This is a genomic window from Streptomyces sp. NPDC028298 (genome assembly GCF_055565895.1).
In genome coordinates, this window is record NZ_JBVHTL010000002.1 from 172,976 (window position 1) to 188,872 (window position 15,897).

Annotated in this window: 15 protein-coding genes; 6 read left to right on the top strand and 9 right to left on the bottom strand. The window is 69.7% G+C overall.

Annotation, left to right across the window (positions count from 1 at the left end; translation table 11 throughout):
- Window positions 1-11: 11 nt before the first annotated feature.
- Genes ACZ4TO_RS09365 through ACZ4TO_RS09390 form a run of 6 tightly spaced genes read right to left on the bottom strand, consistent with a single transcriptional unit; the run spans window position 12 to window position 5,773 of the window.
- Entirely contained in the window at window positions 12-1,268 is a 1,257-nt protein-coding gene (locus ACZ4TO_RS09365; RefSeq protein ID WP_382795927.1) for a cysteine desulfurase, read from the bottom strand.
- Window positions 1,265-2,038, bottom strand: a complete 774-nt coding sequence (sufC, locus tag ACZ4TO_RS09370) for a Fe-S cluster assembly ATPase SufC (protein WP_382795924.1) — start codon at window positions 2,036-2,038, stop codon at window positions 1,265-1,267. Before sufC ends, ACZ4TO_RS09365 begins: the two co-directional genes overlap by 4 nt.
- Window positions 2,039-2,046: 8 nt before the next feature.
- A complete protein-coding gene (locus tag ACZ4TO_RS09375; RefSeq protein WP_339128658.1) occupies window positions 2,047-2,370 on the bottom strand; it encodes a bifunctional 3-phenylpropionate/cinnamic acid dioxygenase ferredoxin subunit in 324 nt (107 codons plus the stop codon).
- Entirely contained in the window at window positions 2,370-3,551 is a 1,182-nt protein-coding gene (sufD, locus tag ACZ4TO_RS09380) for a Fe-S cluster assembly protein SufD (RefSeq protein WP_382795921.1), read from the bottom strand. Before sufD ends, ACZ4TO_RS09375 begins: the two co-directional genes overlap by 1 nt.
- A 57-nt stretch (window positions 3,552-3,608) precedes the next feature.
- The gene (gene sufB, locus ACZ4TO_RS09385) at window positions 3,609-5,033 is read right to left on the bottom strand and encodes a Fe-S cluster assembly protein SufB (RefSeq protein WP_382795918.1); all 1,425 of its coding nucleotides are present in this window, start codon (window positions 5,031-5,033) and stop codon (window positions 3,609-3,611) included.
- Entirely contained in the window at window positions 5,030-5,773 is a 744-nt protein-coding gene (locus tag ACZ4TO_RS09390) for a helix-turn-helix transcriptional regulator (protein ID WP_385044313.1), read from the bottom strand. Before ACZ4TO_RS09390 ends, sufB begins: the two co-directional genes overlap by 4 nt.
- 161 nt (window positions 5,774-5,934) lie before the next feature.
- On the opposite strand from ACZ4TO_RS09390, the gene ACZ4TO_RS09395 reads away from it, so the two are divergent.
- Genes ACZ4TO_RS09395 through ACZ4TO_RS09410 form a run of 4 tightly spaced genes read left to right on the top strand, consistent with a single transcriptional unit; the run spans window position 5,935 to window position 9,591 of the window.
- A complete protein-coding gene (locus tag ACZ4TO_RS09395; RefSeq protein WP_468023889.1) occupies window positions 5,935-6,777 on the top strand; it encodes an AAC(3) family N-acetyltransferase in 843 nt (280 codons plus the stop codon).
- Between the two features lie 11 nt (window positions 6,778-6,788).
- Window positions 6,789-7,712 carry an ABC transporter ATP-binding protein gene (locus ACZ4TO_RS09400; RefSeq protein ID WP_382795909.1) on the top strand — a complete coding sequence of 308 codons (924 nt, stop codon included), beginning with the start codon at window positions 6,789-6,791 and terminating at the stop codon, window positions 7,710-7,712.
- Window positions 7,709-8,524, top strand: coding sequence for an ABC transporter permease (locus tag ACZ4TO_RS09405; protein WP_382795906.1), 816 nt, complete (start codon window positions 7,709-7,711; stop codon window positions 8,522-8,524). Before ACZ4TO_RS09400 ends, ACZ4TO_RS09405 begins: the two co-directional genes overlap by 4 nt.
- Before the next feature lie 59 nt (window positions 8,525-8,583).
- Window positions 8,584-9,591, top strand: a complete 1,008-nt coding sequence (locus tag ACZ4TO_RS09410; protein WP_382795903.1) for a COX15/CtaA family protein — start codon at window positions 8,584-8,586, stop codon at window positions 9,589-9,591.
- Between the two features lie 60 nt (window positions 9,592-9,651).
- Here the strand turns inward: ACZ4TO_RS09410 and ACZ4TO_RS09415 are convergent, their stop codons facing one another.
- The 3 genes from ACZ4TO_RS09415 to ACZ4TO_RS09425 form a co-directional block, all read right to left on the bottom strand.
- Entirely contained in the window at window positions 9,652-10,758 is a 1,107-nt protein-coding gene (locus tag ACZ4TO_RS09415; protein ID WP_382795900.1) for an amidohydrolase family protein, read from the bottom strand.
- Window positions 10,759-10,885: 127 nt separating this feature from the next.
- Window positions 10,886-11,242: a hypothetical protein gene (locus ACZ4TO_RS09420; protein WP_382795898.1), complete on the bottom strand. Its 357-nt coding sequence runs from the start codon at window positions 11,240-11,242 to the stop codon at window positions 10,886-10,888.
- A gap of 103 nt (window positions 11,243-11,345) precedes the next feature.
- Window positions 11,346-12,299, bottom strand: a complete 954-nt coding sequence (locus ACZ4TO_RS09425; RefSeq protein WP_382796002.1) for a heme o synthase — start codon at window positions 12,297-12,299, stop codon at window positions 11,346-11,348.
- A gap of 353 nt (window positions 12,300-12,652) precedes the next feature.
- On the opposite strand from ACZ4TO_RS09425, the gene tkt reads away from it, so the two are divergent.
- Together tkt and tal are read left to right on the top strand one after the other, a co-directional pair.
- Window positions 12,653-14,740, top strand: coding sequence for a transketolase (gene tkt, locus ACZ4TO_RS09430; RefSeq protein WP_385044306.1), 2,088 nt, complete (start codon window positions 12,653-12,655; stop codon window positions 14,738-14,740).
- A gap of 34 nt (window positions 14,741-14,774) precedes the next feature.
- Complete coding sequence (gene tal, locus ACZ4TO_RS09435) at window positions 14,775-15,893, top strand: transaldolase (RefSeq protein WP_382795892.1); 1,119 nt, start codon at window positions 14,775-14,777, stop codon at window positions 15,891-15,893.
- The last annotated feature ends 4 nt before the right edge of the window (window positions 15,894-15,897 follow it).

Genomic DNA, 15,897 nt, shown 5'->3' on the forward strand with positions numbered 1-15,897 from the left:
CAGCCAGCCCCTCAGCCGAAGAAGTTCCGTACGTGCTCCAGGCCGTCGACCAGAGCGTCGATCTCCGACGGCGTGGAATACAGATAGAACGACGCTCGCGTGGTCGCAGGAATTCCGTAGCGCAGGCAGACCGGACGGGCGCAGTGGTGGCCGACCCGGACCGCGATGCCCTGCTCGTCGAGAACCTGGCCCACGTCGTGCGGGTGGATGTCGCCGAGCGTGAACGAGATCGCCGCGCCGCGGTCCTCGGCCGTGGTGGGGCCGATGATCCTGAGGTCGGGGACCTCCGCGAGCCGCTTCACCGCGTACTCGGTGAGCGCGTGCTCGTGGGCGAGGATCTTGTCCATGCCGATCGAGGACAGGTAGTCGATCGCCGCGCCGAGGCCGACCGCCTGGGCGATCGGCGGGGTGCCCGCCTCGAACTTGTGCGGCGCCGGAGCGTACGTCGACGAGTGCATCGACACGGTCTCGATCATCTCGCCGCCGCCGAGGAACGGCGGGAGGTCCTCCAGGAGTTCCTGGCGGCCCCACAGGACGCCGATACCCGTCGGACCGCACATCTTGTGGCCGGTGAAGGCCACGAAGTCGGCCTGGAGGGCCTGCACGTCGAGCGGCATGTGCGGCGCGGCCTGGGACGCGTCGATCAGGACCAGGGCGCCGACCTCCTGGGCGCGGCGCACTATCGCCTCGACCGGGTTCACGGTGCCCAGGATGTTCGACACCAGCACGAAGGAGACGATCTTCGTCTTCTCCGTGATGATCTCGTCGATGTTCGACAGGTCGAGACGGCCGTCGTCGGTGAGGCCGAACCACTTCAGCTTCGCACCCGTGCGCTGCGACAGGAGCTGCCACGGAACGATGTTGGAGTGGTGCTCCATCTCGGTGATGACGATCTCGGTCTCGTGGTCCACGCGGTAGGGCTCATCGGCCCAACCGAGCATGTTGGCCACGAGGTTGAGCGACTCGGAGGCGTTCTTGGTGAAGATCACCTCGTCGCGGCTCGGCGCGTTGATGAAGGCGGCGACCTTGTCCCGCGCGCCTTCGTACAGTGCCGTGGCCTCCTCGGCGAGCACATGCACACCGCGGTGGACGTTGGCGTTGTAGCGCTCGTAGTACTCGTTCAGGGCGTCCAGGACCTGGCGCGGCTTCTGCGAGGTCGCCGCGTTGTCCAGGTACACCAGCTTCTTACCGTCGTGGATCTGGCGATCCAGGATGGGGAAGTCCTTGCGGATCGCCTCGGTGTCGAGGAGGCCCGGCAGCTGCGTCACGCGGATACGCCACCCTTCGCGTCGAGTGCGTACGACTCGTAACCCTCGTTCTCCAGCTTGTCGGCGAGCTCGGCGCCGCCGGACTCGACGATGCGGCCGCCGGAGAAGACGTGGACGAAGTCGGGCTTGATGTAGCGCAGGATGCGCGTGTAGTGCGTGATGAGCAGGGTGCCCACCTCGCCGGTCTCGCGGACGCGGTTGACGCCCTCGGAGACGATGCGCAGGGCGTCGACGTCCAGACCGGAGTCGGTCTCGTCGAGGACCGCGATCTTCGGCTTGAGCAGTTCGAGCTGAAGGATCTCGTGGCGCTTCTTCTCACCGCCGGAGAAGCCCTCGTTGACGTTGCGCTCGGCGAAGGAGGGGTCCATGGAGAGGCGCTCCATGGTCTCCTTGACCTCCTTCACCCAGGTGCGCAGCTTGGGGGCCTCGCCACGCACGGCGGTGGCGGAGGTGCGCAGGAAGTTGGAGACCGAGACGCCGGGGATCTCGACCGGGTACTGCATCGCGAGGAACAGGCCGGCGCGGGCGCGCTCGTCGACGGACATCTCCAGGACGTCCTCGCCGTCGAGGGTGACGGTGCCGCCGGTGATCGTGTACTTCGGGTGGCCCGCGAGCGAGTAGGCGAGGGTCGACTTGCCGGAGCCGTTGGGGCCCATGATGGCGTGCGTCTCGCCCTGCTTCACGGTCAGGTCGACGCCCTTGAGGATCTCCTTCGTGGCGTTGTCGGCCTCGACGGTGACGTGCAGGTCGTGGATTTCAAGCGTTGCCATGGATTGCCTCAGGACTCCTGGTTGAGGGAGACGAGCACGTCGTCCCCTTCGATCTGAACGGGGTATACGGGGACGGGGCGCGTCGCGGGAAGGCCGGACGGCTTGCCGGTGCGGAGGTCGAACGCGGAGCCGTGCAGCCAGCATTCGATCTGGCAGTCCTCCACCTCGCCCTCGGAGAGCGAGACGTTCGCGTGCGAGCAGATGTCGTTGATCGCGAACACCTCCCCCTCGGTCTTCACGACCGAGACCGGCGTGCCGTCGAGTTCCACCCGCTTCGGGGTGTTCTCCTCCAGCTCGCTCAGCCCACAGGCGCGCACGAAGGTGCCGGGCATCAGAGCGACGCCTCCAGCTCCTCGTCGATCTTCACGAGAAGACGTTCTTCGATGTCGTCGACACCGATCTGCTGGACCAGTTCGGCGAAGAAGCCGCGCACCACCAGACGGCGGGCCTCGTCGGCCGGGATGCCGCGTGCCATCAGGTAGAAGAGCTGCTCGTCGTCGAAGCGGCCGGTCGCGGAGGCGTGGCCGGCGCCGACGATCTCACCGGTCTCGATCTCCAGGTTCGGCACGGAGTCGACGCGGGCACCGTCGGTCAGAACCAGGTTGCGGTTCATCTCGTAGGTGTCCGTGCCCTCGGCCTTGGCCTCGATGAGGACGTCGCCGATCCAGACGGCGTGCGCCCCCTCGCCCTGCAGCGCGCCCTTGTACATGACGTTGGACTTGCAGTGCGGGGTGTTGTGGTCGACCAGGAGGCGGTGCTCCTGGTGCTGGCCGGCGTCCGTGAAGTACAGGCCGAACAGCTCGGCCTCGCCGCCGGTGCCCGCGTACGCGATGCGGGGGTGGAGGCGTACGACGTCGCCGCCGAAGGTGACCACGAAGGACTTGAAGGTGGCGTCGCGGCCGATCAGCGCGTTGTGCTGGCCGACGTGGACGGCCGTGTCGTCCCAGTCCTGGACGGAGACGACGGTCAGCTTGGCACCGTCGCCGAGGACGTAGTCGACGTTGGCGGCCAGGACCGCGTCACCGGTGTGGTCGATGACGACGACGGCCTCGGCGAAGGCTCCCAGCTCGATGACCTGGTGGCCGTAGGCGACACCGCCCTCGCCGTGCACGGCGATCCGGATGGGCTCGGTGAGCACCGTCTCCTTGGGGACGGTGACGACGCCGGCCTTCTCGAAGGCCGAGAACGCCTGGGCGGCGACACGGTCCACGGGGGTGCCGGCCCGGCCGATCCGCGCGTCGTCACGGGCGACCGTCTCGACGGTGACGCCCTCGGGGGCGTGCACGTCGACCCGTACGCCTTCGCCGGTCGCGACGGCGGTGCCGTCGTGCAGCCCGCGCAGGCGCTCCAGCGGGGTGAACCGCCATTCCTCCTCGCGGCCGTGGGGGACGGGGAAGTCCGCCACGTCGAAGGACGGGGGCGCGCTCATGCGCGTGGCGACGGTCGACTCGGCGGCCACCGCGATCTGGCCCGCGGTGGTGGAGCCCACGGGGATGTTCTGAGCCTCAGCCATGGCTGTCGGTCTGCTCGCTTTCTTACGTGAGTGGCTTGACGGGGGTGGCGTTCGGCGTCAGCCGACCGCGCCCTCCATCTGGAGCTCGATCAGCCGGTTGAGCTCGAGGGCGTATTCCATGGGCAGTTCCTTGGCGATCGGCTCGACGAAGCCGCGCACGATCATGGCCATCGCCTCGAACTCGGTCAGACCGCGGCTCATCAGGTAGAAGAGCTGGTCCTCGGAGACCTTGGAGACGGTCGCCTCGTGGCCCATGGACACGTCGTCCTCGCGGACGTCCACGTACGGGTACGTGTCCGAGCGGGAGATGGTGTCGACGAGCAGCGCGTCGCACAGGACGTTCGACTTGGAGCCGTGGGCGCCCTCGCCGATCTCGACGAGACCGCGGTAGGACGTACGGCCGCCACCGCGCGCCACCGACTTCGACACGATGTTCGAGGAGGTGTTCGGCGCCATGTGGACCATCTTGGAGCCGGCGTCCTGGTGCTGGCCCTCGCCCGCGAAGGCGATGGACAGGGTCTCGCCCTTGGCGTGCTCGCCCATCAGGTAGACGGCCGGGTACTTCATGGTGACCTTGGAGCCGATGTTGCCGTCGATCCACTCCATGGTCGCGCCCTCGTACGCCACGGCGCGCTTGGTGACCAGGTTGTAGACGTTGTTCGACCAGTTCTGGATGGTCGTGTAACGGCAGCGGGCGCCCTTCTTCACGATGATCTCGACGACCGCGGAGTGCAGGGAGTCCGACTTGTAGATCGGCGCCGTGCAGCCCTCGACGTAGTGGACGTAGGCGTCCTCGTCGACGATGATCAGCGTCCGCTCGAACTGGCCCATGTTCTCCGTGTTGATACGGAAGTAGGCCTGGAGCGGGATCTCGACGTGCACGCCCTTCGGCACGTAGATGAAGGAGCCGCCGGACCACACCGCGGTGTTCAGCGACGCGAACTTGTTGTCGCCGACCGGGATGACCGTGCCGAAGTACTCCTTGAAGAGCTCCGGGTGCTCCTTGAGGGCGGTGTCGGTGTCCAGGAAGATGACGCCCTGCTCCTCCAGGTCCTCACGGATCTGGTGGTAGACGACCTCGGACTCGTACTGGGCCGCGACACCGGCGACGAGGCGCTGCTTCTCCGCCTCGGGGATGCCGAGCTTGTCGTACGTGTTCTTGATGTCCTCGGGCAGGTCCTCCCAGGACTCCGCCTGCTTCTCCGTGGAGCGCACGAAGTACTTGATGTTGTCGAAGTCGATGCCCGACAGGTCGGAACCCCAGTTGGGCATGGGCTTCTTCTCGAAGAGGCGCAGGCCCTTCAGGCGGAGCTTGGTCATCCACTCCGGCTCGCTCTTCTTCGCGGAGATGTCGCGGACGACGCCCTCGTTGATGCCGCGCTTGGCGGAGGCACCGGCCACGTCGGAGTCGGCCCAGCCGTATTCGTACGTGCCCAGACCCTCGAGCTCAGGGTGGGCAGTCTCCTCGATGGGGAGCGTCATGCGGGGTTCCTCCCGGCGGTGCTTGCGGATGCGTTATGAGTGTCGTGCGAAATCTTGGGGATGAACGTCGTGCACACCCCGTCGCCGTGGGCGATGGTGGCCAGTCGCTGGACATGTGTGCCGAGAAGCTGGGAGAAGAACTCCGTCTCCGCCTCGCAGAGCTGCGGGAACCGCTCGGCGACATGCGCGACCGGGCAGTGGTGCTGGCAGAGCTGCTCGCCGACCGGTGCGCTGCGCGCCGTGGCAGCGTACCCGTCCTTGCTGAGGGCCTTCGCCAGGGCTTCCGTGCGTTCCTCGGGGGTCGCGGCCTCGACGGCCTCGCGGTACGCCCCGGCCTGAGCGGCGATCCGGGCACGGGCGAAGGACAGGATCGCCTCGTCCCCGCCCTCGCGCTCGGCGATCCAGCGCAGGGCGTCCTCGGCGAGCTTGTCGTAGGACTGGTCGAAGGCGTCCCGGCCGCAGTCGGTCAGGGCGAACACCTTGGCGGGGCGGCCGCGCGTGCGCGCTCCGTAGACCCGCTGCTCACGTGCTTCCACGACGTCGTCGGCGACCAGCGCGTCCAGATGGCGGCGCACGGCGGCCTGGGTCAGGCCCAGTCGGCCCGCCAGGTCGGCGACGGTCGACGGGCCGTGGTCCAGGATGGAGCGCACGACCCGGTTGCGCGTCGAGCGCTCACCGGTCGCGAGTTCCTCCTGCGGGGCCCCCGTGGGGGTCTCCCGAGCCTCGCCAACGTTTTTCACAACACCATTGTTGCGTAATTCCTCAGGGCCTGACAAGCCGCGCCCTCCGGAGCGGGCGGTGCGCTGCATCACTTAGGTATACCTAAGGTGACCTGGGCAAACGATCTTTGATCGATCAATTCGGTGGCGTCGGCGCGGTCTCTCGGCAAGACTCCCGGACCATGCCGACACCCCCTCCGACCGGCCCACTCGTGACCCGCGGCACCCTCGCCGCGGACCTGCGTACGCTCGGCGTGCGACCAGGGGAAACACTGCTCGTGCACTCCTCGCTCAGTGCCCTCGGCTGGGTCAACGGAGGCGCCGTGGCCGTCGTCCAGGGACTGCTCGACGTGCTCGGTCCCGAGGGCACTCTGGTGGTCCCGACCCAGTCCGGCGACCTCTCCGACCCCGCGCTGTGGAGCCGCCCTCCGGTTCCCGAGGAGTGGTGGTCGGCCATCCGGGCGACCATGCCCGCCTACGACCCCCGCGTGACGCCCTCCCGCGGCGTCGGCGTGATACCCGAGACCGTCCGCACCTGGCCCGGCGCCCTGCGCAGCGCGCACCCGGAGACCTCGTTCGCGGCGCTGGGCCCGGCCGCGGCCGCGGTCGTCGGCGGGCACGCGCCGGACTGCCGGCTCGGTGAGCGCAGCCCGCTGGCGCGGCTGGAGGCCGGCGGCGCCCGCGTCCTGCTGCTCGGCGCCGGGTACGACGCGTGCACCAGCTTCCACCTGGCCGAGTACCGCGTCCCCTCGCCCGTCGTGGAGGTCGGACGGCCCTCCCCCACGGGCTGGGAGACGGTCCGGGAGGTGTCGATCACCTCCGACATGTTCGAGGAGCTGGGCTCCGACTTCGAGCGGGACCGTCCCGTCGTACGGGGGACGGTGGGCGCGGCCCGGGCGCGGCTCTTCCCGGTGGCCGACGCGGTGGCGTACGCGGAGCGGTGGCTTCCCATGCACCGGCCCCGGGACCTGGCCGTGGAGACCGCCGCCGCCCCCGGCGGTTCCGGGCCGCCGAGACGTCCCTAGACTTGCTCCTCATGCGAAGCGAGCCCGTGGTCCAGGTCCAGGCCCTGGTGAAGCGGTACGGAACGAAGACCGCGGTGGACGGCCTCGACCTGGTGGCCGCGGCGGGCATCACCGCCGTACTGGGACCCAACGGCGCCGGCAAGACGACCACGGTCGAGACCTGCGAGGGATACCGGAAGCCGGACTCCGGCACGGTGCGCGTCCTCGGCCTCGACCCGGCGAGACAGTCCGGCGAGCTGCACACCCGCATCGGCGTGATGCTCCAGTCCGGCGGCGTCTACTCGGGCGCCCGCGCGGACGAGATGCTCCGCCATGTCGCGAAGCTGCACGCCCATCCCCTGGACGTGGACGCGCTGATCGAGCGGCTCGGCCTGGAGGGCTGCGGCCGCACGACCTACCGGCGGCTCTCGGGCGGCCAGCAGCAGCGCCTCGCGCTCGCCATGGCGGTCGTCGGCCGCCCCGAGCTGGTCTTCCTGGACGAGCCGACCGCCGGCCTCGACCCGCAGGCCCGGCACGCGACCTGGGACCTGGTCCGCGACCTGCGCGCCGACGGTGTCTCCGTGATCCTCACCACCCACCACATGGACGAGGCCGAGCAGCTCGCCGACGACGTCGCGATCATCGACGCCGGCCGGGTCGTCGCCCAGGGCTCCCCCGAGGAGCTGTGCCGCGGCGGCGCCGAGAACACCCTGCGCTTCACCGGCCGCCCGGGCCTGGACGTGGCCTCCCTGCTCAAGGCCCTGCCCGCGGACTGCACCGCGGCCGAGCTGACGCCCGGGGCCTACCGGATCGGCGGCAAGGTCGATCCGCAACTGCTGGCGACCGTGACGTCCTGGTGCGCCCAGCACGGCGTGATGCCGGAGAAGATCTCGGTCGAACGCCACACCCTCGAAGACGTCTTCCTCGAATTGACCGGCAAGGAGCTGCGTTCATGAGCCAGGCACAGCTTGGAGCCGACCGGCAGGGGGCCGTTTCCGCGACCGCCGCCGGCACGTACAGCCCGAGGCCCGGCGCCGCCCCGCTGCGGCGCATGATCGGCGCGCAGGCCGCGCTGGAGACGAGGATGCTGCTCCGCAACGGCGAGCAGCTCCTCCTCACGGTCGTGATCCCGACGCTGCTGCTGGTCCTGTTCAGCTCGGCCGACATCATCGACACGGGTCCGGGCGAGGCGGTCGACTTCCTGGCGCCCGGCATCCTGGCGCTGGCCGTGATGTCGACGGCGTTCACCGGCCAGGCCATCGCCACCGGCTTCGAGCGCCGCTACGGCGTCCTCAAGCGGCTCGCGGCCTCCCCGCTCCCCCGCTGGGGGCTGATGACCGCGAAGACGCTGTCGGTCCTGGTCACCGAGATCCTTCAGGTGATCCTGCTCACCGCGATCGCGTTCGCGCTGGGCTGGTCGCCGCACGGCAACCCGTTCGCCGTGCTGCTCCTGCTGGTCCTCGGCACGGCCGCCTTCTCCGGGCTCGGGCTGCTCATGGCGGGCACGCTCAAGGCCGAGGCCACGCTGGCCGCCGCCAACCTCGTCTTCCTGCTGCTCCTGGTCGGCGGCGGGGTGATCGTGCCGCTGGACAAGTTCCCCGCGGGTGTCCAGGACGTGCTCGGTCTGCTGCCCATCACGGCGCTCTCGGACGGGCTGCGCGACGTCCTCCAGCACGGTGCCCAGATGCCCTGGGGCGATCTGGGGATCCTGGCGGTCTGGACGGTCGTGGGCCTCGGCGCGGCCGGCCGGTTCTTCCGCTGGGAGTGACGGAATCCTCCCCTCCAGGGGCCGACCCTCGTGAAAGCGTGCACAAGCGGGCCCCTACGATGGTGCGCGTGCAGAACCTGACCCGAGCCGACGCCCTCAGCGCGGTGCGCAACCCGCTCGCCTTCATCGCCGAACGCTGGACCCCGACCTCGCGGACGGTGCAGCGCGCGGCCCTCTCCGCGCTCGTCATGGCGGTGGTCATCGTGGTCACCGGCGGTGCCGTGCGGCTCACCGGCTCCGGCCTCGGCTGCCCGACCTGGCCCAAGTGCACCGACGACTCGCTCACGGCGACGAGCGCGATGGGCTTCCACGGCGCCATCGAGTTCGGCAACCGCATGCTGACGTACGTGCTGTGCGCCGCCGTCGGCTGGGCGATCATCGCGGCGCGCTCGCGGAAGCCGTGGCGGCGCGGTCTCACCCGGCTCGGCTGGGCCCAGTTCTGGATCGTCATGAGCAACGCGGTCCTCGGCGGGATCGTCGTGCTGGTCGGCCTCAACCCGTACACGGTCGCCGCCCACTTCCTGCTCTCCACGGCGCTCATCACCGTCGCCGCGCTCATGTGGCAGCGCACCCGCGAGGGTGACGGGGCCCCGCGTCCGCTGGTCGGCAAGTCGGTGCAGCAGCTCGTGTGGTTCCTGGTCGCCGCCTCGGTCCTGCTGATCGCGGTGGGGACGGTCGTCACCGGTGCCGGGCCGCACGCGGGTGATTCGAGCGAGGTCGAGCGCATCCCCGTGAGCTGGGAGAACATCGCCAAGCTGCACGCGGTGCTGGCCTGGATCGTCGTGACGCTGACCTTCGCCCTGTGGTTCGTCCTGAAGGCGGTGGACGCCCCCCAGGGTCCGCTGCGGCGCACCCGCGACCTGTTCCTGATCCTCCTGTCCCAGGGCGTCCTCGGCTACGTCCAGTACTTCACGGACCTGCCCGAGGCCCTGGTCGCCCTGCACATGCTCGGCTCCTGCCTGGTGTGGATCGGGGTCCTGCGCGTGCTGCTGTCCCTGCGTGAGCGCCCGGAGGCCGTGACCGATCTGCCGGGTCCCGCGACGACGTCGGCCCTCACCCGCGCGTAGCCCTTCCCGGGCCGCCATCGGCGCGCGGCGTCCAGCAGGGAGCACTGGGCGCCCCCGCGCTCACTCCAGCCCGTACACCCGCCGGGCGTTGCCCGCCGCGATCAGGGCCGCGACCCGCTGCGCGTCCGCCAACGACCAGGCCCCTTCGGCGACCCAGTTGCCGAGCACCCGTGCCAGCGCCTCGCGGAAGAGGCGTGCCCCGACCACATGGAGTTCGGGGAGTCCCTGCGCTCCGCTGGAGAAGAGGAGCTTGCCGAAGGGGGCCAGCTCCAGGATCTCGGCGAGGACGGCGGCCGACCGGGCCCCGGTGCGCACCAGGGCGGCGCCCAGATCGGCGTAGACGTGCGGGAAGACCCCCGCGAGATGGGCCGCGTGCCGCTGGTAGGGATAGCCGTGCAGCAGGACCAGGTCGGTGCCGAGGCCGGCCGTGGCGCGGGCGAAGTCGGTGAGCAGCACGGGGTCGGTGCGGTCGATGCGCTGTCCGGGGTCGCCGAGTCCCGCGTGCAGTTGCAGGGGCAGGCCCGAGGCGACCGCGATCCACAGCAGATGGCGGAGCAGGACGGGGTCGGTGAGCGTGCCGCCCACCCGGCGGCCGGCGAGCCAGCGGCCCGCCGCGCCCCGTACCTCGCCGGGTCCGGGCGGTTCGGGCGCGAGGGCCAGCCCGTGCCGCACGCCCGCCACGGAGGTGAAGGCCACGGCGGTCGCGGCGGCCCCGTGGACGGATTCGGCGAGATTGGCGAGAAAGGCCTCGACGGTTCCCGAGGTGTCGGCGACCTGTTCGGCGAGGAGCTCCAGACGGACGATCTCGTGGGCCCTGGCTCCTCCCGTGGAGGCCATCTCGCCGGGCCCGGTCAGATCGCCGGGCAGCCCGGTGTCGACGAGATACGTGGTGATGCCGCTGCCGCGCAGCAGTCTGCGGCCCGTCTCCAGGACGCCGAGTTCGCGGCGCCGGGCCAGATAGCGGGCGGGCGTGCAGTGCGGTTCGAGTCCGAGCAGGGGCGGGCACCAGCGTCGTACCGCGAAGCCGGTCTGGGTGTCGAAGAGGGTGGTGCCCGCGGCCGGCGGCCCCTCGGTCCTGGCGAGGTGGGCCTCGAACGTGCCGAGGCCCAGCTCCGTGCGCAGTACGCCGTGGCAGTACTGGTCCACCAGGGACGGCGTTTCGATCATCCGGACTCCCCGCGAATGGACCGTGGCTTTTCAGGTCCTAACGGCTGAGCCGGGTGTCAGGTGTTGGTCGCGCACACCCCGTGCGAACAGCCGACGATTGTCGGCCGTCCGTGCGACGGGTGACGTGTCAGTCGTTCGCCCGGCCGCCGAGCTGGATGCCGGCCATGCGCTTCCACTCGTACGGACCCGTCTTGACCTTGGCCGCGAACTCGCCGTCGAACGCCTCGTGGACGGTGACGCCGGCCTTCGTCACGGCCTTCTCGGCGATCTCGTAGCTCGTCGCCACGAGGTCGCCCCAGCCGCCGTCCTCGCCGACGAGGACGATGCGGGCGCCGCGCTCTCCGATGTACGCCACCTGGGCCTCGACCCCGCCGTGTGCCTTGGAGAAGGCGGTGATGCGCTGCGCGAGCTTCGCGGCGGCGCGTTCGGCCTTCGGGTCCTGGACGGTGCCGGGGGTCTCGTCGATCTGCTGGGTGTCTGCCATGGCCAGGATGCTACCGACGGGTAGATCGAACGGCGACGGGAGGGGTGCGTGGCCTTGACCACGCACCCCTCCCGTTCACGTCTCCGGGCAGCTCCAGCGCGCCCTAGCGCAGGAAGGGGTCCACCGCGACGGCCACGAAGAGGATCGACACGTAGGTGATCGACCAGTGGAACAGCCGCATCTCCTTGAGCTTGCCGCCCGTGACCTCGGCCTTGGCACGGTTCTGCAGGCCGTGCGCCTCCCACAGCCAGAACCCGCCCGCGGCGAGCGCGACGGCGGTGTAGAACCAGCCCGTGTACCCGAGCGGGGTGAGCAGCAGCGAGACCGCGACCATCACCCAGCTGTAGATGACGATCTGGCGGGCGACCACCTTGTTGCTCGCGACGACCGGCAGCATCGGCACGCCCACGCGCGCGTAGTCCTCGCGCACCTTCATGGACAGCGGCCAGTAGTGCGGCGGCGTCCAGAAGAACATGACGAGGAAGAGGATGACCGGCGCCCACGACATGGAGTTCGTGACGGACGACCAGCCGATGAGCACGGGCAGACAGCCGGCGATGCCGCCCCACACGATGTTCTGCGAGGTACGCCGTTTGAGGATCATCGTGTAGACGACGACGTAGAAGAGGAGCGCCCCGAGCGACAGCCAGGCGGACAGCCAGTTGACGGCCAGACCGAACAGCAGGGTCGACACGACCGCCAGCGTGATGCCGAAGGCGAGGCACTCACGGGGGCTGACCATCCCCGTGACGAGCGGACGCTGCGAGGTGCGCTCCATGAGGGCGTCGATGTCGCGGTCGATGTACATGTTGAGCGCGTTGGCGCCGCCCGCGGACAGATAACCGCCCAGGCAGGTGAGGAGCACCAGCTTCAGATCGGGCACACCCTGCTGGGCCAGAAACATCACCGGAACGGTGGTGATCAGCAGCAGCTCGATGATCCGCGGCTTGGTCAGCGCCACGAACGCCTTGAGACGGGCCCCGAACGGCCGCTGGCCTCGGCTGCTGCTCGTCCCGAGAACACCCGCAGGACGGGATTCGACGGCCGTCACGCACACCCCTGACAGAGACATCCCAGCGAGCCCCCGGATGAAATCCCCGTAAAGGCCCGCGCGTACCACGCCACTGTAGACGTTGCCCAGACCCCGGCATTCGCGGGGGTGGGCCCGTGTTGAGGAGTGCGGCTGGAAGAGCTGACCGAGACTCGATTGAGCACTCGGACGAGCGGCTCCGTATTCATGTGCCGAACACGGAACGACCCAGTCGGGAGGCGGATCCCGGCGAGTCCCGGCAGTCTGGAATGACTCGAAAAAACGCGCGTACTCACGGGGGTAGGCTCGACAACGGCCGGGGCGCCCAGTGCACCGGCATTTCGACATGTGTGACATGTGGAGAGGAGCCCTGACCCAGGGTGAGCACCAAGCCGACCACCACAGACCTCGAGTGGACCGAGCTGGACCAGCGGGCCGTGGACACCGCCCGCGTCCTGGCCGCCGATGCCGTACAGAAGGTCGGCAACGGCCATCCCGGTACGGCCATGAGCCTGGCGCCCGCCGCCTACACCCTCTTCCAGAAGGTGATGCGGCACGACCCGGCGGACACCGACTGGGTAGGACGCGACCGCTTCGTGCTGTCCGCCGGCCATTCGTCCCTGACCCTCTACACCCAGCTCTACCTGGCCGGCTTCGGCCTGGAGCTGGACGACCTGGAGTCCTTCAGGACCTGGGGCAGCAGGACCCCCGGACACCCCGAGTACGGGCACACCCCAGGCGTGGAGACCACGACCGGTCCGCTCGGCCAGGGTGTCGCCAACGCGGTGGGCATGGCGATGGCCGCCCGCTACGAGCGTGGTCTGTTCGACCCCGAGGCGCCGCAGGGCGAGTCGCCGTTCGACCACTTCATCTACGCGATCGCCGGTGACGGCTGCCTCCAGGAGGGCATCTCCGCGGAGGCCTCCTCCATGGCCGGGCACCAGCAGCTCGGCAACCTGATCCTGCTGTGGGACGACAACCACATCTCGATCGAGGGCGACACCGAGACGGCGGTCTCCGAGGACACGGTCAAGCGCTACGAGGCGTACGGCTGGCACGTGCAGCGGATCGCCCCGAAGCCGGACGGCGACCTCGACCCGCACGCCATCTACAACGCGATCGAGGCCGCGAAGAAGGTGACGGACAAGCCGTCCTTCATCGCGATGCGCTCGATCATCGCCTGGCCCGCCCCCAACGCGCAGAACACCGAGGCCGCCCACGGCTCGGCGCTCGGCGACGACGAGGTCGCGGCCACCAAGCGCGTCCTCGGCTTCGACCCGGAGAAGTCCTTCGACGTCGCCGCCGAGGTGCTGGCCCACACCCGTCAGGCCCTGGACCGGGGTGTCCAGGCCAAGGCCGAGTGGGACAAGGGCTACGCCGCCTGGCGTACCGCCAACCCGGAGCGCGCGGCGGAGTACGACCGCATCGCGGCGACCGAGCTGCCGAGCGGCTGGGAGGAGAAGCTCCCCGTCTTCGAGGCGGGCACGGGTGTCGCCACGCGCGCCGCGTCCGGCAAGGTGCTGCAGGCCCTCGGCGCGGTCATCCCCGAGCTGTGGGGCGGCTCCGCCGACCTCGCCGGCTCGAACAACACGACGATCGACAAGACGTCGTCCTTCCTCCCGGCGGACAACCCGCTGCCGGAGGCGAACCCGTACGGCCGCACGATCCACTTCGGCATCCGCGAGCACTCCATGGCCGCGGAGATGAACGGCATCGCGCTGCACGGCAACACGCGCATCTACGGCGGCACCTTCCTGGTGTTCTCCGACTACATGCGCAACTCGGTCCGCCTGTCGGCGCTGATGCACCTGCCGGTGACGTACGTGTGGACGCACGACTCGATCGGCCTCGGCGAGGACGGTCCGACGCACCAGCCGGTCGAGCACCTGGCCTCGCTGCGCGCCATCCCGGGCCTGAACGTCGTCCGTCCCGCGGACGCCAACGAGACGGCCATCGCCTGGCGCGAGATCCTCAAGCGCTACACCAAGGTGTTCGGCAAGGGCGCCCCGCACGGTCTCGCGCTCACCCGTCAGGGTGTGCCGACGTACGAGGCGAACGAGGACGCCGCCAAGGGCGGTTACGTGCTGTTCGAGGCCGAGGGCGGCGCGCCCGAGGTCATCCTGATCGGCACCGGCTCCGAGGTGCACGTGGCCGTCGAGGCGCGTGAGCAGCTCCAGGCCGCGGGCATCCCCACGCGGGTCGTGTCCATGCCGTGTGTGGAGTGGTTCGACGAGCAGGACCAGGGGTACCGGGACAGCGTCCTGCCGCCGTCGGTGAAGGCCCGTGTCTCGGTCGAGGCCGGAATCGGTCTCACCTGGCACCGGTTCGTCGGGGACGCCGGACGCATTGTTTCGCTGGAGCACTTCGGTGCTTCGGCCGACGGCAAGGTGCTCTTCCGCGAATTCGGTTTCACTGCCGAGAACGTCGCGGAAGCCGCCCGGGAATCGATCGCCGCAGCCCAGCGCTGACGCCGACATACGACACGTAGGAGATGCAATTTCCATGACAGACGCACTCAAGCGCCTCTCCGAGGAAGGCGTCGCGATCTGGCTGGACGACCTGTCGCGCAAGCGGATCACGTCCGGCAACCTTGCCGAGCTGATCGACCAGCAGCACGTCGTGGGCGTCACCACCAACCCGTCGATCTTCCAGAAGGCGATCAGCAGCGGAGACGGCTACGAGCAGCAGGTCACCGAGCTGGCGGCCCGCAAGGTCACGGTCGAAGAGGCCCTGCGCATGATCACCACGGCGGACGTCCGCGACGCCGCCGACATCCTGCGCCCCGTCTTCGACGCCACCGAGGGCCAGGACGGCCGTGTGTCGATCGAGGTCGACCCGCGTCTGGCGCACAACACCGAGGCGACCATCGCCGAGGCCAAGCAGCTCGCCTGGCTGGTCGACCGCCCCAACACCCTCATCAAGATCCCGGCCACCAAGGCGGGTCTGCCGGCGATCACCGAGGTCATCGGCCTCGGCATCAGCGTCAACGTCACGCTGATCTTCTCGCTGGAGCGCTACCGCGAGGTCATGGAGGCGTTCCTCGCCGGCCTGGAGAAGGCCAAGGAGCGCGGCCTGGACCTCTCGAAGATCCACTCCGTGGCGTCCTTCTTCGTGTCCCGTGTGGACACCGAGATCGACAAGCGGCTCGACGCCCTGGGCACCCCCGAGGCCAAGGCCGCCCGCGGCAAGGCGGGCGTCGCCAACGCCCGGCTCGCGTACCAGGCGTACGAAGAGGTCTTCTCCGGCGACCGCTGGGGCGTCCTCGACCGGGCGCAGGCCAACAAGCAGCGCCCGCTGTGGGCCTCGACCGGCGTCAAGGACCCGGCGTACAAGGACACCCTGTACGTCGACGAGCTGGTCGCGCCGAACACCGTGAACACCATGCCGGAGGCCACCCTGGAGGCCACCGAGGACCACGGGCAGATCACCGGCAACACCATCGCCGGCACGTACGAGCGCTCCCGCGCCGAGCTCGACGCCGTCGAGAAGCTCGGGATCTCCTACGACGACGTGGTCCAGCTCCTCGAGGACGAGGGCGTCGAGAAGTTCGAGTCCGCCTGGAACGACCTGCTCAAGTCGACCGAGGCGGAGCTCCAGCGCCTCGCCCCTTCGGAGGGCTGAAACC

Bases quoted from the DNA above. Each gene is read 5' to 3' on its own strand.
- sufB (WP_382795918.1), bottom strand. From the start codon at position 5,033: ATGACGCTCCCCATCGAGGAGACTGCCCACCCTGAGCTCGAGGGTCTG.
- ACZ4TO_RS09420 (WP_382795898.1), bottom strand. From the start codon at position 11,242: ATGGCAGACACCCAGCAGATCGACGAGACCCCCGGCACCGTCCAGGAC.
- ACZ4TO_RS09405 (WP_382795906.1), top strand. From the start codon at position 7,709: ATGAGCCAGGCACAGCTTGGAGCCGACCGGCAGGGGGCCGTTTCCGCG.
- ACZ4TO_RS09375 (WP_339128658.1), bottom strand. From the start codon at position 2,370: ATGCCCGGCACCTTCGTGCGCGCCTGTGGGCTGAGCGAGCTGGAGGAG.
- ACZ4TO_RS09400 (WP_382795909.1), top strand. From the start codon at position 6,789: ATGCGAAGCGAGCCCGTGGTCCAGGTCCAGGCCCTGGTGAAGCGGTAC.
- sufC (WP_382795924.1), bottom strand. From the start codon at position 2,038: ATGGCAACGCTTGAAATCCACGACCTGCACGTCACCGTCGAGGCCGAC.
- tal (WP_382795892.1), top strand. From the start codon at position 14,775: ATGACAGACGCACTCAAGCGCCTCTCCGAGGAAGGCGTCGCGATCTGG.
- ACZ4TO_RS09410 (WP_382795903.1), top strand. From the start codon at position 8,584: ATGGTGCGCGTGCAGAACCTGACCCGAGCCGACGCCCTCAGCGCGGTG.
- ACZ4TO_RS09395 (WP_468023889.1), top strand. From the start codon at position 5,935: ATGCCGACACCCCCTCCGACCGGCCCACTCGTGACCCGCGGCACCCTC.
- ACZ4TO_RS09415 (WP_382795900.1), bottom strand. From the start codon at position 10,758: ATGATCGAAACGCCGTCCCTGGTGGACCAGTACTGCCACGGCGTACTG.
- sufD (WP_382795921.1), bottom strand. From the start codon at position 3,551: ATGGCTGAGGCTCAGAACATCCCCGTGGGCTCCACCACCGCGGGCCAG.